The organism is Zobellella maritima, from assembly GCF_003075035.1.
GTDB classification, from domain to species: Bacteria; Pseudomonadota; Gammaproteobacteria; order Enterobacterales; family Aeromonadaceae; genus Oceanimonas; species Oceanimonas maritima.
Genome location: NZ_QCZE01000001.1, coordinates 1,760,361 through 1,784,831, shown reverse-complemented (window position 1 = coordinate 1,784,831; position 24,471 = coordinate 1,760,361). Strand labels below are relative to the sequence as shown.

General features: G+C 57.4%; 27 protein-coding genes. 11 read left to right on the top strand and 16 right to left on the bottom strand.

Going from position 1 to position 24,471, the window contains the following annotated elements; all coding sequences use genetic code 11:
- The first annotated feature begins 509 nt into the window (after positions 1-509).
- From DCS96_RS08285 to DCS96_RS18565, 7 genes are all read left to right on the top strand, one after another.
- Positions 510-1,733 carry a tyrosine-type recombinase/integrase gene (locus tag DCS96_RS08285; protein ID WP_116473823.1) on the top strand — a complete coding sequence of 408 codons (1,224 nt, stop codon included), beginning with the start codon at positions 510-512 and terminating at the stop codon, positions 1,731-1,733.
- A 25-nt stretch (positions 1,734-1,758) separates the two neighbouring features.
- Complete coding sequence (locus DCS96_RS08280) at positions 1,759-2,574, top strand: hypothetical protein (RefSeq protein ID WP_116473822.1); 816 nt, start codon at positions 1,759-1,761, stop codon at positions 2,572-2,574.
- 88 nt (positions 2,575-2,662) lie between these two features.
- Positions 2,663-2,851: a helix-turn-helix transcriptional regulator gene (locus tag DCS96_RS08275; protein ID WP_116473821.1), complete on the top strand. Its 189-nt coding sequence runs from the start codon at positions 2,663-2,665 to the stop codon at positions 2,849-2,851.
- 15 nt (positions 2,852-2,866) lie between these two features.
- Positions 2,867-3,304 carry a hypothetical protein gene (locus tag DCS96_RS08270; RefSeq protein ID WP_116473820.1) on the top strand — a complete coding sequence of 146 codons (438 nt, stop codon included), beginning with the start codon at positions 2,867-2,869 and terminating at the stop codon, positions 3,302-3,304.
- A gap of 170 nt (positions 3,305-3,474) precedes the next feature.
- Complete coding sequence (locus DCS96_RS08265; protein WP_116473819.1) at positions 3,475-3,888, top strand: hypothetical protein; 414 nt, start codon at positions 3,475-3,477, stop codon at positions 3,886-3,888.
- Between the two features lie 191 nt (positions 3,889-4,079).
- Positions 4,080-4,484: a hypothetical protein gene (locus DCS96_RS08260; RefSeq protein ID WP_116473818.1), complete on the top strand. Its 405-nt coding sequence runs from the start codon at positions 4,080-4,082 to the stop codon at positions 4,482-4,484.
- A 960-nt stretch (positions 4,485-5,444) separates the two neighbouring features.
- Positions 5,445-5,612, top strand: coding sequence for a hypothetical protein (locus DCS96_RS18565; protein WP_157953604.1), 168 nt, complete (start codon positions 5,445-5,447; stop codon positions 5,610-5,612).
- 387 nt (positions 5,613-5,999) lie between these two features.
- Here the strand turns inward: DCS96_RS18565 and DCS96_RS08245 are convergent, their stop codons facing one another.
- From DCS96_RS08245 to DCS96_RS08170, 16 genes are all read right to left on the bottom strand, one after another.
- Positions 6,000-6,479 carry a PIN domain-containing protein gene (locus DCS96_RS08245; protein WP_116473815.1) on the bottom strand — a complete coding sequence of 160 codons (480 nt, stop codon included), beginning with the start codon at positions 6,477-6,479 and terminating at the stop codon, positions 6,000-6,002.
- The gene (locus tag DCS96_RS08240; RefSeq protein WP_116473814.1) at positions 6,480-7,532 is read right to left on the bottom strand and encodes a helix-turn-helix domain-containing protein; all 1,053 of its coding nucleotides are present in this window, start codon (positions 7,530-7,532) and stop codon (positions 6,480-6,482) included.
- Between the two features lie 572 nt (positions 7,533-8,104).
- On the bottom strand, positions 8,105-8,404 hold the full coding sequence (gene fis, locus DCS96_RS08235) for a DNA-binding transcriptional regulator Fis (protein ID WP_116473813.1): 300 nt from the start codon (positions 8,402-8,404) through the stop codon (positions 8,105-8,107).
- Between the two features lie 25 nt (positions 8,405-8,429).
- A complete protein-coding gene (gene dusB / locus DCS96_RS08230; RefSeq protein ID WP_116473812.1) occupies positions 8,430-9,395 on the bottom strand; it encodes a tRNA dihydrouridine synthase DusB in 966 nt (321 codons plus the stop codon).
- Between the two features lie 198 nt (positions 9,396-9,593).
- Positions 9,594-10,475: a 50S ribosomal protein L11 methyltransferase gene (prmA, locus tag DCS96_RS08225; protein ID WP_116473811.1), complete on the bottom strand. Its 882-nt coding sequence runs from the start codon at positions 10,473-10,475 to the stop codon at positions 9,594-9,596.
- 385 nt (positions 10,476-10,860) lie between these two features.
- Positions 10,861-12,315 carry a sodium/pantothenate symporter gene (gene panF / locus DCS96_RS08220; RefSeq protein ID WP_116473810.1) on the bottom strand — a complete coding sequence of 485 codons (1,455 nt, stop codon included), beginning with the start codon at positions 12,313-12,315 and terminating at the stop codon, positions 10,861-10,863.
- Positions 12,305-12,547 carry a YhdT family protein gene (locus tag DCS96_RS08215; protein ID WP_116473809.1) on the bottom strand — a complete coding sequence of 81 codons (243 nt, stop codon included), beginning with the start codon at positions 12,545-12,547 and terminating at the stop codon, positions 12,305-12,307. The genes panF and DCS96_RS08215 overlap by 11 nt, the downstream gene beginning before the upstream one ends.
- Before the next feature lie 111 nt (positions 12,548-12,658).
- Positions 12,659-13,999, bottom strand: a complete 1,341-nt coding sequence (accC, locus tag DCS96_RS08210; protein ID WP_116473808.1) for an acetyl-CoA carboxylase biotin carboxylase subunit — start codon at positions 13,997-13,999, stop codon at positions 12,659-12,661.
- Positions 14,000-14,008: 9 nt separating this feature from the next.
- Positions 14,009-14,473 (bottom strand): acetyl-CoA carboxylase biotin carboxyl carrier protein, encoded by a 465-nt coding sequence (accB, locus tag DCS96_RS08205; protein ID WP_116473807.1) that lies wholly within the window; start codon positions 14,471-14,473, stop codon positions 14,009-14,011.
- Between the two features lie 32 nt (positions 14,474-14,505).
- The gene (aroQ, locus tag DCS96_RS08200) at positions 14,506-14,955 is read right to left on the bottom strand and encodes a type II 3-dehydroquinate dehydratase (RefSeq protein WP_116473806.1); all 450 of its coding nucleotides are present in this window, start codon (positions 14,953-14,955) and stop codon (positions 14,506-14,508) included.
- A 344-nt stretch (positions 14,956-15,299) separates the two neighbouring features.
- Positions 15,300-17,249, bottom strand: a complete 1,950-nt coding sequence (gene acs / locus DCS96_RS08195; protein ID WP_116473805.1) for an acetate--CoA ligase — start codon at positions 17,247-17,249, stop codon at positions 15,300-15,302.
- Positions 17,250-17,465: 216 nt separating this feature from the next.
- Entirely contained in the window at positions 17,466-17,897 is a 432-nt protein-coding gene (locus tag DCS96_RS08190; protein ID WP_116473804.1) for a YqaA family protein, read from the bottom strand.
- Entirely contained in the window at positions 17,890-18,579 is a 690-nt protein-coding gene (locus DCS96_RS08185; RefSeq protein ID WP_116473803.1) for a gamma-glutamyl-gamma-aminobutyrate hydrolase family protein, read from the bottom strand. The genes DCS96_RS08190 and DCS96_RS08185 overlap by 8 nt, the downstream gene beginning before the upstream one ends.
- Complete coding sequence (locus tag DCS96_RS08180; RefSeq protein ID WP_116473802.1) at positions 18,567-19,538, bottom strand: amidoligase family protein; 972 nt, start codon at positions 19,536-19,538, stop codon at positions 18,567-18,569. Before DCS96_RS08180 ends, DCS96_RS08185 begins: the two co-directional genes overlap by 13 nt.
- An 11-nt stretch (positions 19,539-19,549) precedes the next feature.
- Positions 19,550-19,918 carry a DUF2956 family protein gene (locus DCS96_RS08175; RefSeq protein ID WP_116473801.1) on the bottom strand — a complete coding sequence of 123 codons (369 nt, stop codon included), beginning with the start codon at positions 19,916-19,918 and terminating at the stop codon, positions 19,550-19,552.
- On the bottom strand, positions 19,919-20,542 hold the full coding sequence (locus tag DCS96_RS08170; protein ID WP_116473800.1) for a molecular chaperone TorD family protein: 624 nt from the start codon (positions 20,540-20,542) through the stop codon (positions 19,919-19,921).
- Between the two features lie 303 nt (positions 20,543-20,845).
- On the opposite strand from DCS96_RS08170, the gene glyA reads away from it, so the two are divergent.
- From glyA to DCS96_RS08150, 4 genes are all read left to right on the top strand, one after another.
- The gene (gene glyA / locus DCS96_RS08165; RefSeq protein ID WP_116473799.1) at positions 20,846-22,099 is read left to right on the top strand and encodes a serine hydroxymethyltransferase; all 1,254 of its coding nucleotides are present in this window, start codon (positions 20,846-20,848) and stop codon (positions 22,097-22,099) included.
- Positions 22,100-22,247: 148 nt separating this feature from the next.
- On the top strand, positions 22,248-22,697 hold the full coding sequence (gene nrdR, locus DCS96_RS08160; protein ID WP_116473798.1) for a transcriptional regulator NrdR: 450 nt from the start codon (positions 22,248-22,250) through the stop codon (positions 22,695-22,697).
- The gene (gene ribD / locus DCS96_RS08155; RefSeq protein WP_116473797.1) at positions 22,698-23,813 is read left to right on the top strand and encodes a bifunctional diaminohydroxyphosphoribosylaminopyrimidine deaminase/5-amino-6-(5-phosphoribosylamino)uracil reductase RibD; all 1,116 of its coding nucleotides are present in this window, start codon (positions 22,698-22,700) and stop codon (positions 23,811-23,813) included.
- Positions 23,813-24,463 (top strand): riboflavin synthase, encoded by a 651-nt coding sequence (locus DCS96_RS08150; protein ID WP_116473796.1) that lies wholly within the window; start codon positions 23,813-23,815, stop codon positions 24,461-24,463. The genes ribD and DCS96_RS08150 overlap by 1 nt, the downstream gene beginning before the upstream one ends.
- The last annotated feature ends 8 nt before the right edge of the window (positions 24,464-24,471 follow it).

The window sequence follows — 24,471 nt, the reverse complement described above, 5'->3', positions numbered from 1 at the left end:
CGACAGCCCCTAAAACGGAAACGGGGGAGCAAACAGAACCCCCTACAGGCAACCGCCCCCCATGGGGCCAACTAGAAAAATTTACGAAGGTTTCGTAAAGGTCAGCCGCTCGAGGCACTATGAAAGTTTCGTAGTGGCCGGGCCACCTGATATGGAGCAGGAAAGAGCAGAGACGAGCCGGACTCAGGATTGTGAGTATAGTGGGGGATTGATGGCGCCGTGTATCCGTGATGTATCATGTGAAGCAAAAAAGGCGCTAACCCAAGCAGGTTAACGCCTTTAATTTCAATGCTTTAACTGATTACTATCAGTTCATGCCGTATTAGCGGAAAGCGTGTTTCTTAGGTTTTCTTCGAGTCTCACCATGTTTTTCGGTTTAATTTTAAGTTACTGATTTTAATTGAATTTACTTATTTACTTTGTTTCATCTTGCTTCATTGGTGTTCTATTTGACACAATTAACCGTGTATCACGTGGTGTATCACGTGGATTTTGCCGCAGGGGGCAGCATGGCTAGCAATTTGCTCAATGACAACAAGGTGAAAAAGCTGATCCGCAATCCACCCGAGCGGGAAACGTGGGTAGCTGATGGCGATGGCTTAGCCGCCCGGTTGAGCAAGACCGGTGCTTTGTCCTGGTATTATCGCTACCGACTGGGCGGGCGGAATACCAAGCTTGAACGGCTGTTGCTGGGTAAATACCCGGATCTGTCCTTGGCCGCCGCCCGCAAGCTGCGTGATCAGTGCCGTGAGTGGCTGGCCAACAATGAAGACCCCCGGTTTAAGTTGAACATGGAAGCGCAGGAAGCACTGAAGCCGGTCACGGTTAGGGATGCCCTGGAATACTGGCTAGATAACTACGCCGTCCATCATCGCGCCAACCATGACAAGCATCGCCGCCAGCTTGCGGTTCATATCTTTCCCCATATCGGCAGCCTTCCCCTGAATCTGGCCGACCGCCGCCAGTGGCTCACTGCATTGGAGCGCATTAGTCATAACGGCTCCCCGGTGGCCGCTGGTTATGTGCTGCAAATGTGCAAGCAGGCGCTGCGTTACTGCGATCGCCGGGGCTATGCCGCCAGCACCGCCCTTGAAGGGCTGACCATACCGGACGTGGGCAAAAAACAGGGCAGGCGGGATCGTGTGCTGACTGATGCCGAACTGGGCAGCCTGTGGCAATGGCTTAACAACAATGGCCTACAGCCCTATTACCGTGACCTGCTCAGGCTGATCACCGTGTTTTGTGCCCGCACCAAAGAGGTGAGGCTTTCCAAATGGGATGAATGGGATCTGGATGCACGGCTGTGGACTATCCCAGAAGCCAATAGCAAAACCAAAAAGCGATTTGTGCGACCGATCCCGGAGCGCGTGATCCCCTGGCTGGAAGAAATGCGCCGCACCAACGAGGGGCCATACCTGTTGGGTACACTCAAAAAGTCGGAGGCCGTGAGCCAGAATGGCCGCACCTTTCACCAACGGCTCAAGCACCGGGAGCCCTGGACGCTTCACAATTTGCGGCACACCTTTATCACCAAGAACGCCGATTTGGGTGCCCCGCCGCATGTGGTAGAGCTGCTAGCCGGGCATGAGCTTGGGGGCGTGTTCGCTATCTACAACCGCAGTCAGTACCTGCCGGAAAAGCTGGACGTGCTGAACCGTTGGCTTGATCGCCTGGAACTGCTGGCCGATACGCCCAACAACGTGATCCCGACGACTTTCAACCGCACCGCATAACCATAACAACAAAGAGCACGTCACCATGACCAAAGGCAGAGAATTGCCCCCGCTGTTACCCCTGGAGTATTGCCGCATCGACCGGGCCGCCCGGATGCTGGAATGTGAGGTGGAGGATATTATTCACTGGGGATCGATAGGAGCAATCAGACTGTGTTGTCATATTGATGGAATACCATTTTTTCTGCATGGCGACCTTACTTGCCCTGAAAACTACGGCAAGAGAATCGATGGAGCCATGAGTTATTCCATTCAGTTTGTGAATCACGCTTATTTCTACACCCATACACTTAATGGCCGGCCTTCGCCGACGTTGGGCAATGCGCATGGTTTATGGCCTCTGAGCATTTGGGGTATGAAGGAGATTGAGCAAAAAGGGGGGATCTCCGCAAGCCAAGTTGAGTTCTATGCAAAAAATGATGAAGGTGTAGAGGCCATGGTTACGCCAGCTATTTCTGGGCCGGACTATGAGACAGTGATTACCAAAGGTGATCTCTGGGTAACACAAACTGAGTTAGTAAAACTTCACCATAGTATCACCAACGGCGAGCCGCTCCCGAACATCTATAACAACGCCGAGTTGGCGCAGAGGGCCAAGGAGCAGGAGGCGATGACCCAGCTAATAGCAGAGCCAAGGGCAACTGCAAAGCAATCCGACATGATTACTTCTCTGATTGATTTGCACTTTACCGAGAAAGGCCAGCGTCTTGATGATATGGGCCACCAAGCATTTTTCAACAATGTACTTGCACCAGCTTTGGCAGCAGCAAAAATAGCTTGCCCAGTAACAGAAAGAGCTTTTGATGACTGGATGCAAAAAGCACGGAAGTTTTCAAAATAGCACGGAAGTTTTCCATAACTTCCACCCATACCCAAGCGGAAACATGAAAATACCCCCCGTAACACGTTGAAACCCAAGGGGGGATTTTATGAACACCGCATACCAAGACCGTCTGTTAAACGTCAAACAGGTACAGGCTTTGGTGCCTGCCAGCCGAGTATCTATCTGGCGTTGGGAAAAGGCCGGTACTTTTCCGAAAAGTGTCAAGCTGGGCAGTGCCACCCGCTGGCGTGAGTCGGATATTCAGAAGTGGATTTCCGGTCTTCAGGCTGCATAAGGGGAGGGCAACAGTATGACCAAAAACAAGAAGGGGCTGAACCCCGCCCAGGTTCAAGCCCCCCAATCAGCACAGCATGATCGCAGCATCGCCACCAGCCACCAGCCAGCCAAGGCCGCCGCTAAAAAAGAGCGGGCTTTTATGCTGATCCTGTCCAGCTCTGGCGGCGTGACCGAAAATGACATTTTGAGGCATTGTCACCTTTCGTCGGGCCGCAACTACCCGACATTGCTTGAGCGGACCTTGTCGATTCGCCTTCACCGTGACGACATACTTAACCCGGACGGTATAGACACGCATTACCGTTACCGTATCACCAACCGGGCTGATGCCGAGCGCGTGGCCGACCTGATAGACAATATGCGCCAGCGTCGCAAAGCGCCGCCGCTGAGCGCACAGGAGCTAGCCGCCTTGCTTGCCTGCTACCCAGAACAAACCGCCACCACCGCCTGACCCGGAGCTACACCCATGATTTGCCATTATTCAAAGGGGGCATTGTTTCCTTCTGTTTACTGTCTCTGTGTCATTTCCGCTTATGGCGGCACCGAAACTGAGGCCCGCGCTGATCTGGCGTTTTGGATCGAAGGTACTCGCTTGTTTGGTATCGAGCAGGAGGGCCAGGCATGAAACCATTTCATGAATTTTGTCAGCATCACGAGCTGAATCCGACCACTGCCGAGGCGAGGGATCAATATGCTGTGTATCAGCGCCAGCTTGATGTGTACCGGGAGGCTGCCGGTCTGGGTATTAAAAGCCAATCCTTTACCTATGATGGCGGCGAGCTGGAATTGATCCAGACCCCCAAGAGCCGCTTTATTCTGATGAACCTGAGCGCCGGCCTTTATGCTCAATGTCACCGTGATCACCTGCTGGTGGAGTGCTGGCAGGGCGAGCCCGAGGTTGGGCATGATGAGGGCGCACAACTGTTAATCACTGCCGAGGACGGCTTGCGGTTGGCATTCAGCGGAATCCCCTTTGAGGATGCTCCCCGGCTGGCGTGGTTCTTGGGCGTAGAGCTGGTGGAGGATGACGAATGAGCAGACCGACGCCCACCGCCAGCCAGCGGAAAATCTTGAAATGGGACACCCTGAGCAGGCATTAAGGGGGATGCGTGGCCGCATTGACTCGGGACGGAGTGCCCAAGAAAAACAGAAGGAAGAAACCACCAACGGGATCTGATCACTGGAACGGCGCAAAGGGAGGGTTTGCCGGAATACCCAGGCGAGTAATGGAAGGCCCCGACTATATGAGCTTGAATGGTGCGTCCTTAAAACTGCTGATGGAGCTGGCATATCAGACGAACGGCAACAACAACGGCGACCTGACCGCCGCCTGGTCTGTGCTAAGCAAGCGGGGTTTCAAGAGCAAGGACACGATCGAGCGGGCCGTAAGGGAGTTGCTGGTCCGTGGCTTGATAGTGAAAACCCGGAGAGGGGCCAGCGGCATTGATGGCAAGCGCCAGCCGGCCCTTTATGGATTAACCTGGCTGCCAATAAACGCCGTGAATGACCATGGGAGCCGCTATAAATTCGACGTTGAACCCACGACCGGCCCGGTTAGATGGGGGTTCACGGAAGCCCATGATGGGCGCGAATTAACGACCCCAAGCAAACACAGCCTCACTGCAGCATGACCCCCGAAAGGGGGTTTTTTGTGCCCTGTACTCTGCCATTTCGATTTTCCCCACCCCGATAATCGGGTCTGACAGGGGTTATTTTCGACCCGAAAACCGGGGTAGGTGTGAGGCTGGCGCGTGTAGTTTCGACCCGAAAGCCGGGGCGAAAACATGGGATATTTCGATTTTTCCTACCCCGATAATCGGGTCACTTTATATATTAGCCATACAGGTTTCTTTTCCTGGCTGTCAGACTTGCCACACCACCAGCAAGGCAAAGAAGGTCATTAAGCGGCAAAAACACAAAGCCCTACCGGCAAGCGTGGGTATTTCCCGACTATAAAAGGGCGCACAGGTTAGCACCAAAGGCACGCACTACACCGCGATCCTCAACGCATTCACCCTAGCCTGCTGATGTTGACAAATGATGACATTCAGAGCGGCGCATTTCAGGGGCATAGGTAATACCAACCCACCACAGAATCACTATCAAATAGCCGCCCTTGCCTGCTAAGCTCTCATACAGACTAGGCTGAAGGGGTGACTATGGAGCAGGATAAGACTGGCAAGGAAGATGGGTATTTAACGGTTCCCCCATTTTTTGACCGGGAGGCTACCCCACGGAAGGTACCTGATACTCTGCCGTTAAAAAGTGGCACAGCTACACCGCTCGATTTCAGCTCATCTGAGCTACTTCAGATAGCCAAGGTGAGGTCAATGAAGCACTATCGGAAAAGCTTGTGGTTTGCCAGGTTCAGGGGCTTATTCTGGCGATAACAAGCCAGCACAACAATCAAATATGGCTCTGGCTGCCAAGCTGGTGGAGGAGTCCCATTCCCGCTTCGGTACGGGGGAGTGTAGGACTGGAGTGTATAGGGCTGATGTTGCCTCGACCCTTGCCAGCTTTACTGGGGCTCTGCTTTGCTCATCATTCAGCATACATTGCCGACGCCCCTTAGATATTGGAGCAAACCGAAAGTGACGCAGCCTAAAAAGCCGGTATCAGGCAAGAAAACGCCGCCGAGCTTTACACCCAGGATGCTGAGGCCTGAGGAAATCGAGGCGCTGGGGCAGGACAACAAGCGCCGCCACAAAGTGAACGTGGAAATGCTGGAGATCATGGAGCTGTCTCACCTGATGGAGTGAACCCCCATTGTTGAACAGGCACGGGTTACCAACATGACAGGCAGTTGAACGATGACTGAGAAGCAAGCGGCAGAGCAAAACACCGGGCGAAGAGTGGACGGCACTAATATTCCCACCCAGAGCCCACGGACTGGTGCGATTACATCTGCCTGTACAGAGGCGAGGCTGTCCCAACACCGGACAAGCGCTGGGGAGTGGGCCGAGTATGGGCTTGGCTGGCGGGCTGGCATCGTAGGGGCTCTTAGTGGAGCAATGCCCATGAACAAAAAACGCTGCCTGAACATCTACCTAATGAAATAAGAGTGTGAGGAAGCTGAATTGCCGGCTTCATTTCTAATTCCGGAAAGCTCAGCATCACCAACGGCGACTTCATCGGGAAATGAGTTGCTACAGTGCTTCTAGACGAGCTAGAGCGGTCGACCAAGGTAACCGGCTACCTGAGGCTTTCATATCACTGTAAGCCGTCCGGGCAGCAACTTTATCAATCATCTCATGTATAACAAGTTGTTCTACTATCCATATGGTACCCATTACAACTACTCCTTCCTGGCTGGCAGCCTTGCGTAAATCCCCATCGCCCGTTAGCAATGGACATGATTCTTGTTTGGCTAGTGCCAGAGAAAAGCAATCGTAGCGGCTTGGACCAGAGTAGGTCTGAACCATTCTGAAAGCATCAATCATCCCCTGTGGCATTAGTTCAGCTTGTATAAGGCCCAGACCAAGTAGATGAGAGTGTTGCTGTGACAGCTCGTCGTGATAAAGCATGTCGGAAACCTTGAACTTAAAAGGCAGCTGGAACATCTGCGTGAGTAGCTGACCGGCTTCAACATCAATCAATACGTTGGCATCACTGATCAGAACTTGCATTTAGGCTAGAGCTCCTTCCATCATTTTTGATTTCCGGAATTCAGCCAATGGCATCTGTAATAATTCTGCTGCCTTTGCATCGGATATTAAGCCTTCGCCTGCTCCACGGTAAACGAGCTGCTCGAAAAGCAGAGTCTGCTCGGGTGGATATTGTCGACCTGGTTCCTGCTTTCGCCATCCTTTGGACGAGAACTCAATAAATAGAGATTTGTATCGCTGCTCAGTCAAAATTCCTAGATTTTTGCTGCGATACAGAATACTGGACATGCTCAGGCCGTATTCATGCTTGAGTAGGAAAAGTTCTTTCCAGTCTATTTTGTGACGCTGTTTACCAAGGTGTTCGATAGCACCCTCTGCTGGCAACAGGAACGAAGATGCAAATCGGTTACAGGCCTGTTCCTCGTCTAGGTTATCTGGCAGGTGGTCATGTAACAATAAGTGACCTAATTCGTGCGCCAAGGTAAAGCGCTGACGACATCCCGGCCACTGGCTGGATACGACAATGACGGGTTGCCCTTCCACTTGAGCCTGTAGACCATCAAATTTGTCGGCCTGATCTGACCCAGAGATAATGACCAAGATACCCTTGGCTTCGAGTAAGTCGATTAGGTCGGGAAGAGGGTTTAGACCCAGTTGCCACTGCTCTCTGACAGCAATGCTTAATTGTTCAATGTCGTCGAGTGATTGGACAGCTGGTAGGTTGGCTGGCAGAGAAAAATCCGGTACGGGAAAATTAGGCCACAAGTTCTTAAGCTCAAACCAGCGTTCGGCCTGATCTAGGACATCGGCAGTTATACGTGCCAATACCTTCTGGGGAGTATTGGATTTCTTACGGTATTCTACGCTCGAGAGATGAATTTTATTTGGCCTGAAGAAAAACTCAGTGCGCACACTAAGCGAATCAGCTAACTTGATGAGCACGAGCGAAGACGGCATGCTATCGTTATGCTCGTATTTTTTGATCATATTCGAACTGACACCTACTGCGTTGCCTAGCTTTTCCATAGACAGGCCAGCCGCAGCGCGGGCACGCTTCAGTCGCTCACCTATCATACCAACCCCCGGTTTACAAAATTTAAATTTATATTGAAATTGTAAACCAAAATGGGAGTTGGGGCTAGGTTCTTTATCTTGTCGTCCTCTGCTGTTTCCAGAGTGTTGACCGCCTCACCCTCAGCAAGTCTAGGTTGCGTACCCAAGAGGTATGACAAGTTAGCGAAACCGAAACGGCGGATGCGATCCCCAGGAAGCCAGCCCGCAGAGCCGAGGCTGGCATGCAATGAAAGTTACCATGTGAGCTGACCGGCTTGCGCACTCATTGGCGCAGTTGCGCACAGATGGTGCGCAATACGGAGTGCCACCAGACAGGGAAAGGCAGTCTAGCCGCTGGTGGATGACCACACCCATACACCAGCCGTACATTTACCGATCCTGTGAATGTTTTACAGATTCTGTAAAGCCTAAGCGGTTCCACCCCTACCCGAGCCGAATTTCTAGAGTGCTGCCGTGTATCACGCAAGGACGACACAATTGACCGTGTATCACGTGGTGTGTCACGCACAATGAAAAAGGCGCCAACCCTGTCGGGTTAACGCCTTTAAAATCAATAACTTAACTGATTACTATCAGTTCATGCCGTACTTTTTCAGCTTCTTGCGCAGGGTACCGCGGTTGATGCCCATCATATTGGCGGCGCGGGTCTGGTTGCCGCGGGTATATTGCATGATCACGTCCAGCATGGGCGCTTCGACTTCGGCGAGGACCAACTCATACAGCTCGGTTACTTCCTGACCGTTGAGCTGGGACAGGTAGTTGCGCAGGGCCTGATCGACCGAGTTACGCAGCGGGCGCTGGGTTGGCTGCTCGGAAGAAGGAGATTTTGTAGTAGTAACCAGTGCATCTGAAGTCGGAGTTTGTTCGAACATATTCGGTCTGCTCTTCTTTTGTTCGTTAAGCTATATTCGCGAAATACTGCTCCAACGCGCCAAGCTGTTGCTGCGGCTCGTCGAGAGCGTTGAAATCATTGCGAAAGTCACGGCCCGCGTCACTCTCTTGCAAGTACCAACCCACGTGTTTCCTGGCGATCCGAACGCCCAGTACCTCACCGTAAAACGCATGCAGTGCGGCAACATGTTCCCGGATTATCGCCTGCTCCTGGTCCTCAGGAAGCGGTGCGGGTTTGGTGCCCTGCTCAAGGTAGTGGCGGATTTCTCTAAAAATCCAGGGCCGCCCCTGGGCTGCCCGGCCAATCATGATGGCATCGGCGCCTGTGTAATCCAGTACAAAACGCGCCTGTTCCGGGCTGCCGATATCCCCGTTGGCAATCACGGGAATAGAGACGGCTTGTTTTATCGCCCTGATGGTGTCGTATTCCGCTTCGCCTTTATACATGCAGGCACGGGTACGACCATGTACGGCTAAGGCCTTAATACCACAATCTTCGGCGATGCGGGCGATATGCACGCCGTTGCGATGTTCAGGATCCCAGCCTGTACGAATTTTCAGGGTGACGGGTACCTCGACTGCGGCCACCACGGTACTGACGATATCTCGCACCAGCTCCGGGTATTGCAGCAGGGCCGAGCCCGCCAACTTCTTGTTCACTTTCTTTGCCGGACAACCCATGTTGATGTCGATGATCTGGGCACCCTGGTCAACATTGACTCGGGCCGCCTCGGCCATCAACTCAGGATCTGAGCCGGCAATCTGTACGGAGCGGATCCCTGTTTCCCCTTCATGATCCATACGTCGACGAGACTTGTCGGACTGCCACACCCTGGGGTTGGACGACAGCATTTCCGACACGGCCATACCGGCGCCCATGCGCAGGCACAGGGTTCGGAAGGGTCTGTCGGTCACACCCGCCATCGGCGCCACCAGCAAGGGGGTGGACAATTTGTAAGGGCCAATTTCCATGAGGATTCAGTTATCACGGCTCAAGGGCGCGTATCTTACGCATTTTTTAAGAGGGTGAAAAGGTCACAAATTAACCGGATCGGAAATTTTTATAAGTCAAGGCCGGGGATGCGGCTGTGCGCAAAAAATCGGCCTTGTCCGGATAATAAAAAAGCGTTTTTGAACTTGACGCCGGGGACAAATGTCCGGCTGCCGTGGTTACCCGGAGCGTTTCACGCCACTCAAGCGGGCCCACTCTTCCTGCAGCTTGGGGGGAACAATATCGAACCATTGGCCGTAGACCTGGTTCAGGCCGTCGGCCTGGGTTTCCAGGATACCCGACAGGGCAAGTTGGCCACCGGGCCGGACCAGCGAGCTTATCAGGGTTGACAGCTCCTTGAGCGGACCGGCCAGGATATTGGCGACGACCACATCGGCTTTCAGGCCCGGGGGTTGATCCTGGGGTAGGTAGACCGTCAACCGGTCGGCCACGCCATTGCGTTCGGCATTGTCACGGCTGGCCTGCAATGCCTGGGGATCGATATCGATACCGATCACCTCTTTGGCGCCCAGCTTCAGCGCGGCCAGCGCCAGTATGCCGGAGCCGCAGCCGAAATCGATAACGGTCTTGCCTTCCAGCTGTTGACTGTCGAGCCATTCCAGGCACATGGCGGTGGTGGGGTGGGTACCGGTACCGAAAGCCAGCCCCGGATCCAGCATTACATTGACCGCGTCCGGATCCGGCACATCGCGCCAGCTGGGGCAGATCCACAGCCGCTGGCCGAATTGCATGGGATGAAAGCTGTCCATCCACTCCCGTACCCAGTCCTTGTCTTCCAGCTGTTCGACCTTGTATACCAGGTTTTTGTTATAGATGCGGCGCATAAAGTCGATGATGGGGGCGGGATCGGTTTCGGCATCAAACAGACCGACCACCACTGTCTGTCCCCAGAGCAGGGTCTCGCCGGGCAGGGGTTCGAATACCGGATTGTCCTCGGCATCCATATAGGTGACCGCCTGGGCGCCCTGGCCCATCAGCATGTTACTGACCTTGTCGGCGGTTTTCTCGGTGGCATTAATGCGAATTTGTATCCAGGGCATGGCGCTACTTCATCAAGGCGGTAAAACGGGGATTCTAACATTGGTCGCGCGTGCTGTCCTGTTGGCGGGCAGTTGTATACAAAGGGGTAAGCTATAGGCCTGTCCCTCAGAGGCAACACAGCCTCCACCCACGACACGCTACGCGTACATCCATGTAAGCTCGGACATGCCATCCATGGCATGTCACGGTCGTGGGAGGCGTTCTCTGTTGCCTCTTTTTGAACACCGCGTTGTCCGAAGGCGGGACCAACAGGCGACTCTGCAGCATCTAGGAGGACAAAGGGAGCTGCTCAGCCGACCTTCTGTTTCAGGGATGAAACAGAGAGCGTACAGGGATGTATTTATAGCGAGTCGGCGGAGTGGGCCCTTTGTTCGACTTTATCCGTCAGTCGCGCCCAAACAGCTGGCGAACTTCGGTCGATGGCGGCGCGGTCGCTAGCGAGCCGAGCACGTAGGCCAGGCCCGACAGGGTCAGGCTGGGTACGATGGCATGCAGGCCCATCAGTTTGATACCCAAGGTGGTCAGCAGGCCATAGCTGACAGCGCCGGTAAGCATGGAGGCCAATGCCCCCGTGCTGTTGCCGCGCCACCAGTACAGGCCCAACACCAGCGGCCAGAAGAAGATCGCCTGCAGGGCGCCAAAGGCCAGCAGGTTGAGCCAGATGATCATCTCCGGCGGGCTGAGTGCTGCCCACAGCACGATCAGGCCCAGCACCAGGGTGACCAGCCGGCTGGCCCGCTTGATGGCGGTGGGCGAGGGCGGTTTGCGAGTCAGGTAGTTGAGGTACAGATCCTTGACCAGGGTGGCCGAGGCCTGGATCAGTTGGGAGTCGATGGTCGACATGATGGCCGCCATGGGTCCGGCCAAGAACAGGCCGGCGACGAGCGGCGGCAGCACCGCCAGCATCAGGGTTGGCATTACCTTGTCGGGAATATCCAGATCCGGCAGCAGCGCCCGGCCCAGGGCGCCGGCAAAGTGCATGCCGAACATCAGCAGGGCGCCGACCAGGGTACCGATGATAATGCCCCTGTGCATGGCCCTGCTGTCTTTGTAGGCCAGGCAACGCACCGCCGAGTGGGGCAGGCCGATCACCCCGAAACAGACCAGTACCCAGAACGACAGCATAAAAGAAAGACCGAGAAAGCCATCGGGGCCTTGGGGCTGCACCAGGCCGGGATCGATAGCGGCCAGCTGGGCAAACAAGGCCGGTGCACCGCCTCCGGCGTGCAGCACCCCGGCCAGCAGCACTATGGTGCCCACCAACATCAGTATCCCCTGCACCGCGTCGGTTATCACCACCGCCCGGAAGCCGCCGATCAGGGTGTAAAGCAGCACGGTCAGGGCAAACAGTATCAGCCCGCCTTCATAGGGCAGGCCGGTAACGGTTTCCAGCAGCCGGGCACCACCGATAAACTGTACTACCATGGTGGCAACAAAGGCGGCTAGCAAGCCGCATGCGGCCAGGATCACCACCAGCGGACTGCGATAGCGGGCGAACAACATGTCGTTGATGGTCAGCGCATTGACCCGGCGGGCGATATGGGCGAACTGCTTGCCCAGCACCCCCAGGGTCAGCCAGACGGTGGGGACCTGGATCATTGCCAGCAGCACCCAGCCCAGCCCCATGCGGTAGGCAGCCCCCGGTCCGCCGATAAAGGACGAAGCCGAGGCGTAGGTGGCGACCATGGTCATCGCCAGCACAAAGCCGCCCATGGTGCGGTTGCCGAGGAAGTAATCCTGCACGAAGCTGCCGCCTTGCGGGGCCCGGCTCAGCCAGAAGCCCAGTCCGAGCATGGCGCACAGGTAGATAACCAGGGGGATCAGCAGCTCAAGGTTCATCCTGTACCCCCAGCTCGACCGGGATAAAGAGCTGCCAGACCATCAGGGCACACAGCAGCACAAAGGCGACGGGATTGAACACACAGCTCAGCACAAACCATAACGGCCAGCCACCCCACATCAGGTCGGCGGGCACCAGGTAGGCGCTGACGAACCAGCCGAGCAGATACAGGCAGGCGAGGGCCACGCACAGGCCGGCTTCACGACGGGCGATGGAAAAGATATCGGTCATAGGTCTCCCCTTGATAAGGGGGCGAAGCATAGCAAAACAGCGGAGATTTCGGGATAGCGGGGAGGGAAAATGAAACGGCGCCCGCAGGCGCCGTATTTACAGGAAGCTGGATTACAGACCCAGCTTCTTCTCAAGGTAATGAATATTGGTGCCGCCGTTGCGGAAGTTTTCATCACTCATGATTTCTTTATGCAGCGGAACATTGGTCTTGATACCGTCGATCACCAGCTCATTGAGGGCATGTTTCATGCGTGCAATGGCGATATCACGGTTTTCGCCGTAACAGATCAGCTTGCCGATCATGGAGTCGTAATAGGGCGGTACCTTGTAGCCGGCATAAATATGGGAGTCCCAGCGTACACCCAGTCCCCCAGGGGAATGGAAGCGCTTGATCTCACCCGGGCTCGGCACGAAGGTCTGGGGATCTTCGGCGTTAATACGGCACTCGATGGCATGGCCACGGACTACGACCTGATCCTGGGTAATGGACAGCGGCTGACCGGCGGCGACCCGCAGCTGCTCCTTGATCAGGTCAACCCCGGTGATCATTTCGGTGACCGGATGCTCCACCTGGATACGGGTGTTCATCTCGATAAAGAAGAATTCGCCGTTTTCATAGAGGAATTCAAAGGTACCGGCGCCCCGATAGCCGATGTCAACACAGGCCCGGCAACAGCGCTCGCCGATAAACTTGCGCATTTCGGCGGTGATGCCCGGTGCCGGTGCTTCTTCCACCACCTTCTGGTGGCGACGCTGCATGGAGCAGTCCCGCTCGGCCAGGTGGATGGCGTTACCCTGACCGTCGGCCAGTACCTGGATCTCGACATGGCGCGGGTTTTCCAGGAATTTCTCCATGTACACCATGTCGTTGCCGAAGGCGGCTCCGGCCTCGGCCTTGGTCATGGCGATGGCATTTTCCAGTTCGCTTTCGGAACGCACCACGCGCATGCCGCGACCACCGCCGCCACCGGCGGCCTTGATGATTACCGGATAGCCGATGCGCTTGGCGATGGTGGCATTTTTCTTGGCGTCACCGCCGATGGGACCGTCGGAGCCGGGTACGCAGGGGACGCCGGCTTTCTTCATGGCTTCAATGGCGGAGACCTTGTCGCCCATCAGACGAATGGTATCTCCACGGGGACCGATAAAAATAAAACCGGACTTTTCCACCTGATCGGCAAAATCGGCGTTTTCCGCCAGGAAGCCGTAACCCGGGTGAATGGCCACGGCATCGGTGACTTCGGCGGCGGCAATGATCGAAGGAACATTCAGGTATGACTGGTTGGCCTGGTTACCACCGATGCAGATGGATTCGTCGGCCAGCAGCACATGCTTGAGTTCTCGGTCTGCGGTGGAGTGAACCGCCACCGTCTTGATCCCCAGCTCCTTACAGGCGCGCAGGATCCTAAGTGCGATTTCACCGCGGTTGGCGATGACTACTTTATCCAGCATGAAACATCCTTACTCTATGATGAACAGGGGCTCGTCGAACTCAACGGGCATGCCGTTTTCGGCAACAATGGCCTTGATCACGCCGGATTTGTCGGCTTCGATCTGGTTCATCATCTTCATGGCTTCGACGATGCACAGGGTATCGCCGGCTTTCACGCTCTGACCAACTTCAGCAAAGTTCTTGGCACCCGGGCTCGGCGCACGATAGAAAGTGCCCACCATGGGAGAGCGCATTACATGGCCGCTGACTTCGGGGGTGGCTTCGGCGACCGGAGCGGGAGCTGCAGCTACCGGGGCCGGGTTCGGGTTGGCAGGGGCAGGGGCGGCCTGCATCTGGTACTGGGGCATGGCCATGGTCGGAGCGGCACCATAACGGCTGATACGAACGGACTCTTCACCTTCGGAGATCTCCAGCTCGGCAATGCCTGATTCTTCTACCAGTTCGATCAGTTTTTTGATTTTACGAATATCCATGGGCGTTCTCTTTGTGTTAGTGCTGTGCTGAATTAACGGCGGTCCAGGTAACGGGCCGCCGCCTCAAGGGCAAATTCGTAACCATCGGCACCCAGGCCGCAGATTACCCCCACCGCCTTGTCGGACAGGTAGGAGTGATGGCGAAACGGCTCGCGGGCATGCACATTCGACAGGTGCACCTCGATAAAGGGGATCTTGACCCCCAACAGGGCATCGCGAATGGCCACGCTGGTATGGGTAAAGGCGGCAGGATTGATGATAATAAAATCCTGCACTCCCATGGCCTGGTGGATGGCGTCGATCAACAGGTGTTCCGCGTTGGACTGCTGGTGACTCAAGGCGATATCTCGTGCCGCGGCTTGCAGGCCGAGGCGGTCGACGATGTCCTCGAGGCTGTCCTGACCGTAAATGCCCGGCTCCCGTAGTCCCAGCAGGTTGAGATTGGGGCCGTTGAGCAACAGAATGCGGTATTTATCGGTCATAGTGCGGCAATCCTCGTCGATCTTGTTGAATAAAACAAGTAGTGCGCAGAGCCTAGCCGGTTTTGCCCTATTTTGGCAAATAAAATCCGAAGCTCAAGCGCAGCCGGCCCAATTATAGTGATTTCGTGAAAATTGGCAGCAAATTACTGGTCTAATGTCTGGGGTGTATGGAATATAGCCTGGGATCTGGCGCTGCGCCTGTCAGAAGCTGTCATGGCGTCGCCATCAGCGGGGAAGGGCGGCCAGGAGAAGAAGCCGGCCTGCCAGTGAGTGTAGCCAATTTTCGGGGGGGTTAACTAAAAAAAACGCCGCCAGGTTTGGCGGCGTGAAAGTCGGCCTTTTGATCAGGCGTGGCGGCTGCGCTCTTCTATCAGGCGATCGACCACACCCGGATCGGCCAGGGTTGAGGTATCTCCCAGGGAGTCCGTTTCACCGGTGGCGATCTTGCGCAGGATGCGGCGCATTATCTTGCCGGAACGGGTCTTGGGCAGGCCTTCGGCCCAGTGAATGATATCCGGCGTGGCAATGGGGCCGATTTCCTTGCGCACCCAGTCTTTCACTTCTTTGTGCAGCTCGGCGGAAGGGACTTCCCCGGCGTTGAGGGTGACATAGGCATAGATGCCCTGGCCCTTGATATCGTGGGGCACGCCGACCACGGCGGCTTCGGCTATCTTGGGATGAGCCACCAGGGCCGATTCGATTTCGGCGGTGCCCATGCGGTGGCCGGAGACATTGAGCACGTCATCCACCCGGCCGGTGATCCAGAAATAGCCGTCTTCGTCACGGCGGGCACCATCGCCGGTGAAGTAGGTGCCGGGGAAGGTAGAGAAGTAGGTCTGTTCGAAGCGCTCATGATCGCCGTAAACGGTCCGCATCTGTCCCGGCCAGGAGTCCAGGATCACCAGGTTGCCGTCGGTGGCGCCTGGCAGCTGGTTGCCTTCACCGTCGACCAGGGCTGGCTGCACGCCGAAGAAGGGTCGGGTGGCCGAACCGGGCTTGAGATCCGTGGCGCCGGGCAGCGGGGTGATCAGTATGCCGCCGGTTTCGGTCTGCCACCAGGTGTCGACGATGGGGCAACGCTCGTCGCCGATCACCCGGTAATACCATTCCCAGGCTTCCGGGTTGATGGGCTCGCCGACCGAGCCCAGCACTCGCAGGCTGGCGCGGCTGGTGTCCTCCACCGCCTCCTCGCCCTTGGCCATGAAGGCACGAATGGCGGTGGGGGCCGTGTACAGGATATTGACCTTATGCTTGTCGACTATCTTGGCCATGCGGTTGGTATGGGGGTAGTTGGGCACGCCTTCGAACAGCAGGGTGGTAGCACCGTTGGCCAGCGGGCCGTAGAGCAGGTAACTGTGACCGGTGATCCAGCCGACATCGGCGGTACACCAGTAGATATCGCCGTCATGGTAGTCGAATACATACTTGAAGGTCATGGCCGCATAGACCAGGTAACCGCCGGTGGTGTGCAACACTCCCTTGGGCGTGCCGGTGGAGCCGGAGGTATAGAGGATAAACAGCGGATCTTCGGCATTCATCTCCACCGGTGGGCAGTCGGTGCTGGCCTGGGCGGCGGCCTCATGCCACCAGACATCTCGGCTGTCGTTCCAGTCAATCTGGCCGCCGGTACGGCGATAGACGATGACTTTCTCGATTGAGTCGACTTTGGGGTTGGCCAGGGCCAGGTCCACATTGGCCTTGAGCGCCACGGTGCGTCCGCCCCGCAGACCTTCATCGGCGGTGATTACCACCTTGGCATTGGAGTCGACAATACGGCTGGCCAGGGCGTCCGGGGAGAAACCGCCGAATACCACAGAATGCACGGCACCGATGCGGGTACAGGCGAGCATGGCGACGGCGGCCTCGACCACCATGGGCATATAGATGCTGACCACGTCGCCCTTTTTCACGCCCTGGGCCTTGAGCACATTGGCAAAGCGGCAGACCTGTTCGTGCAGCTCGCGGAAGGTCACCTGCTTGTCGTCGTCGGGGCTGTCGCCTTCCCAGATGATGGCGACCTCGTCGGCCTTGGTGGCCAGATGGCGGTCGATACAGTTGGCAGACAGGTTGAGGGTGCCGTCTTCGAACCACTTGATGCTGATATGACCCGGATCGAAGGAAGTGTTTTTGACCTGGGTATAGGGTTTGATCCAGTCGATGATTTTGCCCTGTTCACCCCAGAATGCGTCGGGGTTGTCGATGGATTGCCGATACAGGGCCTGGTAGCCGGCATCATCCAGCAAGGCATCCTTGGCGATGTGTGTTTTTACCGGATGAACCTTAACTTCGCTCATTATTCCACTCCTTGGTGTAGTAACCATTGGTTAACAAGGTGACCCAGAAGGCCATTTCACTCAATTAGACTTTCGGCTAAAAAGCAACATGTTGGCAATACTATACAAGCAGTTGTTGCGCCTATGTTGATGAATTTTGCCGGATTGACAGGCCGCGCTATCGAATGCTCAAAAATTGAGTCCCCGCGCCGGGTGGCAGGGGGCTTGACAAATTATTTACAGCAGCAGCTGTTCGGCAAAATAAATCACGATCAGGTAACGCAGCCCCTTGCCGATAAAGACCAGGGTGACAAACAACGGCAGTCGTACCTGCATGATGCCGGCGATAAAGGTGAGCGCGTCCCCCCCCACCGGTGCCCAGGCGAACAGCAAAGACCAGACCCCCAGGCGTTGAAACCAGTACTGGGCCCGGGCCAGTTGCACCGGCTTGACCGGAAACCAACGCCTGTGCTGGTAATGGAGCAGGTAACTGCCCAGCCACCAGTTGACCACCGAGCCCAGGGTATTGCCGGTGCTGGCCAATAGCCACAACAGCACGGCCGCATCGGGCTGGCGGGTGAGCACGGCGGCGAGTACCACTTCCGAATAGAAGGGCGCTATGGTTGCGGCCAACAGGCTGCTGGCGAACACCAGCATAAAATCAAACATCCAGAGGCTCCGGCTCGGAACGGCTGGCCAGCTGGACCAGCCGGTGGAACAGCCGCCGCTGGTGGGCCAGGTAGGGCAGATATTCGGGGTGCCACTGCACCCCCAGCAGATAATGATCGCCGGTTGACTCGACTGCCTGCACAAAGCCGTCCAGATCCCGGGCGGCCACCGCCAGCCCCTCGCCCAGGCGATCGATGGCCTGATGATGCAGGCTGTTGATGCGCCATCTGGGTTGCCGGATGATATCCTGCAGGTGGCCCTGCCGGCAGCCGATGGCCGTTTTGCGTGCCAGCGGTGTGCGCCGGTTGGAGGTATGTCGGCGCAGCGGACGTATGTCCGGGTGCAGTGAGCCCCCCAGCACCACATTGAGCAGCTGGGCGCCCCGACAGATGCCGAGCACCGGCAGGCGGGTGTGCAGGGCATGTTCCAGCAGGTCGATTTCAAAGGCGTCGCGTAGCGGGTCACTGGGGGCCCTGCCGGTGTCGCTGCCGTACAGGCCGGGATCTATGTCGTCTCCCCCGCCGATGATCAGCCCCTGCAGCTGGTCCCTTTTATGCTCCTGGAAGGTACTGGGAGTCAGGTGCAGGGCGCGCCCGCCGGCCATTCGGATGGCGCAGCGACTCGCCCACCAGGCCAGTGGCAGCCGGCTGTCAGGGCCTGTGACCCCAATTAGCGGAGCCATTGAACGACCTTGGTCTTCCAGGGAGCGATAAAGTCCGGCGTCAGATTATCGAGGTGGACGAGATAATGGCGGCACACCTGATCCAGTCGGGCACTGTCGTTGGCCAGGGATTCCACCTGCAGCCAGCCTTCCCAGGCGTGCCGCAGGCTCCAGGCCGAGTTGTCGATATCCGAGTTGGGCAGCCGATAGTGCAGGGTGGGGCGCCGGCCGACCTTGCCGTCCCGCACCGCCCGGCGGACCTTTTGCTCATCGTGCCAGGCCAGTATCGGCAGCAGATCCATCGCCCGGTTACGGCTGGCGTTGTCGGCCAGGTAGTCGTCGGTGAAACGGGCCAGGTCGGGCCAATAGCCCAGAGCCAGTACCTGGCGGCAATAGTCCTTGCCGAAGCCGCGGATAAAAGGCGAAATCTTGCGGGCGGGAGCAAAAGCTTCCCGGCTGTCCAGCCAGTCGTGCAGACACAGGTAGGCCTTGAAATAGCGCAGCAAGGTCTCGGCCGATAGATCGGGCAGCTCCGGGTTGAGATGCAGGCCGAAGGCATAATGCAGGGCGTGGCGGGTGCCTTTGGCCCCCATTTGCCGCAGGCGGGTGAACAGCCGCTCAAGCGGCTCCAGTTCATTCAGCGGCAGCGGCGGGCTGATCACTTCCAGGGGAGCCAGTTGATGGGCCAACTCGCCGAGCATGTCGGTCGCAACCTGTTCCAGATCCCCCGGTTGCTGTTCGGCCTGGGCCCTGGCCAGGCGTTTCAGGTAGTCGAAGTCCAGCTCCGCCCGGAAGGTGCCGAAGGGGCCGCCGACAATTTCTATTTCATAGGCCGACACCGGTCGGACGGTGCCCCCCAGGGTGTCGGTGATTGCCCGGGTCAGCTGTGACAGGCTCAGCCCGGTCAGCTCCAGCTCCACCCCTACCTGACGGATCTGGCCGCTTTGGGTATGCAGGATCTCGGGCAATAACAACGACATGGAACGGCTCCTTATGGCTCAGTGGGGAGACTCAGCCAGTAATACAGGCCGAATCCCAACCAGCTCAACAGTAATAGCAGCCAGGGTAGCAGGCTCCGATAGGAGCCGTTGGTATTCTGCGGCGTGACTTCGGGAGTCATCGACTCCTGTTCATTCGCATCCTGATTGATCCTGGTCTGCTGCTTCCTGGCCCGGTCGGCGGCGCGGGCCCTGGCTTTTTGCTGCTTCTTGTATTCTTCAATGCCTTTCCGAATGCCCTGGGCAATCAGCCGGGTCTGCTCCTTGGTCTGGCCGGGCTTCTGGGTCGCGCGGGCGATACGCTCGGCCTCATCCCGGGTTTCGGGAGATGCTTCGGGTCGTTTGTTTTTAGCGTATCGCATCTATTCCGCCACATTATTCAGGTAATGCAGATCCATGCTGAACATGGCCTGCAGCAGGTCGGCGGCGGCGCTGTAAAAACCGGTGCTGTCTCGTTGATGGCAGGCTTCGACAAAGACCGGCAGCCAGCCGATCAATAGCTGGTTGGCCAGTTCCCGCTGCTGGTCCAGCAGAGCCTGGCGTGCGCTTTCCTGTCCGGCCTGGCAGGAAGCCATGGCCAGGGTGGCCATCATCTCCAGCTGGTTGCACAGGTTCAGGGGATCGTCGTCCGGCAGCCGGGTGCCGTGTTGCTTTAATAGCACCGACATCAGGATCAGCGCTTCATCATCGGCCTGGGCCAGGCGTGAGCTGTCCAGCAGCGAAGGGCTTCTGCCAAACAGTTGTTGGTATTGGCGGTTCAGGCCGGCGTGCGGCTGTGGCTGTTGCAACACCCGTCCGGCCTGGATACGAAAGGCTTCGGCTGCCTCTTTCATCGGATCCAGGGTGGCCAGGCTGGTCAGGAACGCATGCATGTCGTGGCCGTCAAACTCCTGGATCTCGTCTTCTGCCAGGGGGGCGGCAAACAGGGCGGTAAACCAGTGATACAGTTCGGCACGGCGGTGGGAGGTAACTTTAAAGTCTTGCATATTCTCCTCGGCATCTGGGGGGGGCCTGGTCCAGCGGTCCTGTGGAGTCGATACCCGCGGGCGGCAGTCAATGCTCTCATTCTAGCGACTTTGGTCACCATATTCATATGCAACAGCAAGGTAAAGCTTCGGGCCGGGCCCGGCTGTCAACTGAGTGATTTGTGGTCACCTTTAAACTTTTTGTGAACTTTTAAACAAAAATATAAAAAAAGTTTGATAAGCCGCGATCTGGGGCTAGGCCGGAACGTTTTCTGGGGGTACACTCTCATTTTCAGTGACAACCCCATAAGTCAGGAGAAACGGATGTTAAAGCGTGAGATGAATATCGCCGATTATGATCCACAACTGTGGCAGGCCATCAGCGATGAGACTCGTCGTCAGGAAGAGCATATCGAGTTGATCGCCTCTGAGAACTACACCAGCCCGCGCGTTATGCAGGCCCAGGGTTCCCAGCTCACCAACAAGTATGCCGAAGGCTATCCGGCCAAGCGTTTCTACGGCGGCTGTGAATATGTTGATATCGTTGAAGAGCTGGCCATCGAGCGTGCCAAGCAGCTGTTCGGCGCCACCTATGCCAACGTCCAGCCCCATTCCGGTTCTCAGGCGAATGCCGCCGTGTTCATGGCCCTGGTCAAGCCCGGCGATACCGTGATGGGTATGAACCTGGCGCACGGTGGTCACCTGACCCATGGTTCTCCTGCCAACTTCTCCGGCAAGATGTACAACATCATCCCCTACGGCATCAACGACGAAGGCGTGATTGACTACGAGGAAATGGAGCGTCTGGCGGTTGAGCACAAGCCGAAGATGATTATCGGTGGTTTTTCCGCCTTCTCCGGTATCGTCGACTGGGCTCGCATGCGTGAAATCGCCGACAAGGTTGGTGCCTGGTTTATGGTGGACATGGCCCACGTTGCCGGCCTGATTGCCGCCGGTCATTATCCGAACCCGGTTCCTCATGCTCACGTGGTCACCACCACTACCCACAAGACCCTGGCCGGTCCCCGTGGCGGCCTGATCATTTCCGGCGCCAACGATGAAGATCTGGAAAAGAAACTGAACTCCGCCGTCTTCCCCGGCGGTCAGGGCGGCCCCCTGATGCACATCATTGCCGCCAAGGCCGTGGCCTTCAAGGAAGCCCTGGAGCCCGAGTTCAAGGAATACCAGGGTCGTGTTGCCAAAAACGCCAAGGCCATGGCGGATGCGTTCCAGCAGCGTGGCTACAAAGTCGTTTCCGGCGGTACCCACAACCACCTGTTCCTGCTGGACCTGATCGACAAGGGCATTACCGGTAAGGAAGCCGACGCCGCCCTGGGCCGCGCCTTCATTACCGTCAACAAGAATGCGGTGCCCAACGATCCGCGCTCACCCTTCGTGACCTCCGGTATCCGTATCGGTACTCCGGCCGTGACCCGTCGCGGTTTCGATGAGGCCGATGTACGCGAGCTGGCCGGCTGGATCTGTGATGTGCTCGACGACATCAACGATGAAGCCACCATCGCCCGCGTGAAGGAGCAGGTGCTGGAAATCTGCGCTCGCAAGCCTGTTTACGCTTAAACTCGCGTTACACGCTAAATGAGCAATGCCGGCCCTGTGGCCGGCATTTTTATTGATAGGGCCCGTGAGGCTTGGCGCCTGGCCTCGGCTATGGCAAGCTTACCGCTAATCAATGAGTCCGGGTTTCGATTTTTCCTATGGAGGCACCATGCATTGCCCCTTCTGTAACGCGAGCGATACCAAGGTGATCGACTCCCGCCTGGTGGGCGACGGCCTGCAGGTACGCCGGCGGCGGGAATGCAATGCCTGCAAGGAGCGTTTCACCACCTTTGAGACGGCCGAGCTGGTGATGCCCCGGGTGATCAAGACCACGGGCGTGCGCGAGCCCTTCAACGAAGACAAGCTCGAAGGCGGCATGCTGCGTGCCCTCGAAAAGCGTCCGGTGAGTACCGAGGCCATCGAACAGGCGATCAGCCGTATCGAGTCCCAGCTGCGCGCCACCGGCGAGCGTGAAGTCCCCTCCGAGCTTATCGGCAACCTGGTAATGGAGGAGCTCAAGCAGCTCGACAAGGTCGCCTATATCCGTTTCGCTTCCGTGTACCGTTGTTTTGAAGATCTGCGCCAATTCGGCGAAGAAATAGCCCGACTGGAGCAATAAGTGTTCAGCCAACAAGATGCCCGCTGGATGGCCCGGGCCCTGGAGCTGGCCCGCCTGGGCCGTTTTACCACTTCTCCCAACCCGGCCGTAGGTTGTGTGCTGGTCCAGGATGACGAGCTGGTCGGTGAGGGCTTCCATCAACAGGCCGGCGGCCCCCATGCCGAAGTATTCGCCCTGCGTGAGGCCGGTCATCGCGCACGGGGTGCCACTGCCTATGTCACCCTGGAGCCCTGCTCCCACCATGGCCGCACCCCGCCCTGTGCCCAGGGGCTGATCGATGCCGGCGTGGCCCGGGTGGTGGCAGCCATGGTCGACCCCAATCCGCAGGTGGCCGGCCGTGGTCTGTCCATGCTGCGTGACGCCGGCATCCAGGCCCAACACGGCCTGATGGCCGCCGAGGCCGCCCGGCTTAACACCGGCTTTATTCACCGGATGCAAACCGGGCGTCCCCGTGTCACGGTCAAGCTGGCCTCGAGCCTGGATGGACGTACCGCCCTGGCCAACGGCCAGAGCAAATGGATTACCGGTCCGGATGCCCGACGCGACGTGCAAAAACACAGGGCCCTGAGTTGCGCCCTGCTATCCGGCGCCGATACGGTGCTGACCGATAATGCCTCGCTCAATGTGCGCTGGCAGGAATTGCCGGTCTCGCTGTGCGGCGATTATCCGCAAGATCGATTGCGCCAGCCGCTGCGGGTAATCATCGACGGCCAGAACCGGCTGACCCCGGATCTGGCGCTATTCAATATTCCGAGCCCGATCCTGCTGATTCGGGGAGCCGTCACCGGCGGCCTGCCCAAATGGGTGGAAGAATGCAGCCTGCCCCGGGGCGAGGACGGCAAGGTGAGGCTGGACGCCCTGCTCGACGAGCTTGGTCGCCGGCAAATCAATAGCCTGTGGGTCGAGGCCGGCGCCCGCCTTTGCGGCGCCCTGCTGACCCAGGGGCTGGTGGACGAACTGATCCTCTATCAGGCACCGAAACTGATGGGCCATCCCGCCCGGGGGCTGTTTGAGCTGCCCGAGTTCGAAGCCATGGCCCAGGTACCCGAGCTGTCGTTCAGTGACTGTCGCCGGCTGGGGCCAGATATAAAAATAACCGCTAAGGTGAAAAACTGATGTTTACCGGCATAATCGAAACCACCGGCACCCTGGCCGCCGTCAATCACAAGGGTGGTGAGTCGGTGGTCAATATTCATTGTCCCCGACTGGATCTGTCCGACGTCAAACTGGGGGACTCTATTGCTACCAATGGCGTCTGCTTGACGGTAACCGAGCTGGGTCAGGACTATTACTGCGCCGATGTGTCCGGCGAAACCCTCAACCGCACCGGCTTTGCCGACTACCGCCTGGGACAGGCGGTCAACCTGGAAAAGGCCCTGCTGCCGACGACCCGACTGGGCGGGCACCTGGTGTCCGGCCATGTGGACGGGGTGGGGCGGGTCAGCAAGCGCACCCAGCTGGGACGCACGCTGGAACTGTGGGTGCAGGCACCCGATGAACTGGCCCGTTATATCGCCGAAAAAGGCTCCATTACCGTCGACGGGATCAGCCTGACGGTCAACGAAGTGTCCGGTTCGGCCTTTAAATTAACGCTGGTGCCCCATACCTTAGCGGGAACCACACTCAAGGAATGGCAGGTGGGCCGCAGCGTCAACCTGGAAGTTGATCTTATTGCCCGCTATCTGGAGCGTTTGCTTGCCGGTAACCCGGAACAGAGTGGCGGGCTGACCCTGGCGACCCTGGCTGCCAGCGGCTTTATGAAATAAACGGGAGA

Excerpts from the sequence above, each read along its gene's own strand:
- DCS96_RS08285 (WP_116473823.1), top strand. The coding sequence starts at position 510 with ATGGCTAGCAATTTGCTCAATGACAACAAGGTGAAAAAGCTGATCCGC.
- DCS96_RS08280 (WP_116473822.1), top strand. The coding sequence starts at position 1,759 with ATGACCAAAGGCAGAGAATTGCCCCCGCTGTTACCCCTGGAGTATTGC.
- DCS96_RS08275 (WP_116473821.1), top strand. The coding sequence starts at position 2,663 with ATGAACACCGCATACCAAGACCGTCTGTTAAACGTCAAACAGGTACAG.
- DCS96_RS08270 (WP_116473820.1), top strand. The coding sequence starts at position 2,867 with ATGACCAAAAACAAGAAGGGGCTGAACCCCGCCCAGGTTCAAGCCCCC.
- DCS96_RS08265 (WP_116473819.1), top strand. The coding sequence starts at position 3,475 with ATGAAACCATTTCATGAATTTTGTCAGCATCACGAGCTGAATCCGACC.
- DCS96_RS08260 (WP_116473818.1), top strand. The coding sequence starts at position 4,080 with ATGGAAGGCCCCGACTATATGAGCTTGAATGGTGCGTCCTTAAAACTG.
- DCS96_RS08245 (WP_116473815.1), bottom strand. The coding sequence starts at position 6,479 with ATGCAAGTTCTGATCAGTGATGCCAACGTATTGATTGATGTTGAAGCC.
- DCS96_RS08240 (WP_116473814.1), bottom strand. The coding sequence starts at position 7,532 with ATGATAGGTGAGCGACTGAAGCGTGCCCGCGCTGCGGCTGGCCTGTCT.
- fis (WP_116473813.1), bottom strand. The coding sequence starts at position 8,404 with ATGTTCGAACAAACTCCGACTTCAGATGCACTGGTTACTACTACAAAA.
- dusB (WP_116473812.1), bottom strand. The coding sequence starts at position 9,395 with ATGGAAATTGGCCCTTACAAATTGTCCACCCCCTTGCTGGTGGCGCCG.
- prmA (WP_116473811.1), bottom strand. The coding sequence starts at position 10,475 with ATGCCCTGGATACAAATTCGCATTAATGCCACCGAGAAAACCGCCGAC.
- panF (WP_116473810.1), bottom strand. The coding sequence starts at position 12,315 with ATGAACCTTGAGCTGCTGATCCCCCTGGTTATCTACCTGTGCGCCATG.
- DCS96_RS08215 (WP_116473809.1), bottom strand. The coding sequence starts at position 12,547 with ATGACCGATATCTTTTCCATCGCCCGTCGTGAAGCCGGCCTGTGCGTG.
- accC (WP_116473808.1), bottom strand. The coding sequence starts at position 13,999 with ATGCTGGATAAAGTAGTCATCGCCAACCGCGGTGAAATCGCACTTAGG.
- accB (WP_116473807.1), bottom strand. The coding sequence starts at position 14,473 with ATGGATATTCGTAAAATCAAAAAACTGATCGAACTGGTAGAAGAATCA.
- aroQ (WP_116473806.1), bottom strand. The coding sequence starts at position 14,955 with ATGACCGATAAATACCGCATTCTGTTGCTCAACGGCCCCAATCTCAAC.
- acs (WP_116473805.1), bottom strand. The coding sequence starts at position 17,249 with ATGAGCGAAGTTAAGGTTCATCCGGTAAAAACACACATCGCCAAGGAT.
- DCS96_RS08190 (WP_116473804.1), bottom strand. The coding sequence starts at position 17,897 with ATGTTTGATTTTATGCTGGTGTTCGCCAGCAGCCTGTTGGCCGCAACC.
- DCS96_RS08185 (WP_116473803.1), bottom strand. The coding sequence starts at position 18,579 with ATGGCTCCGCTAATTGGGGTCACAGGCCCTGACAGCCGGCTGCCACTG.
- DCS96_RS08180 (WP_116473802.1), bottom strand. The coding sequence starts at position 19,538 with ATGTCGTTGTTATTGCCCGAGATCCTGCATACCCAAAGCGGCCAGATC.
- DCS96_RS08175 (WP_116473801.1), bottom strand. The coding sequence starts at position 19,918 with ATGCGATACGCTAAAAACAAACGACCCGAAGCATCTCCCGAAACCCGG.
- DCS96_RS08170 (WP_116473800.1), bottom strand. The coding sequence starts at position 20,542 with ATGCAAGACTTTAAAGTTACCTCCCACCGCCGTGCCGAACTGTATCAC.
- glyA (WP_116473799.1), top strand. The coding sequence starts at position 20,846 with ATGTTAAAGCGTGAGATGAATATCGCCGATTATGATCCACAACTGTGG.
- nrdR (WP_116473798.1), top strand. The coding sequence starts at position 22,248 with ATGCATTGCCCCTTCTGTAACGCGAGCGATACCAAGGTGATCGACTCC.
- DCS96_RS08150 (WP_116473796.1), top strand. The coding sequence starts at position 23,813 with ATGTTTACCGGCATAATCGAAACCACCGGCACCCTGGCCGCCGTCAAT.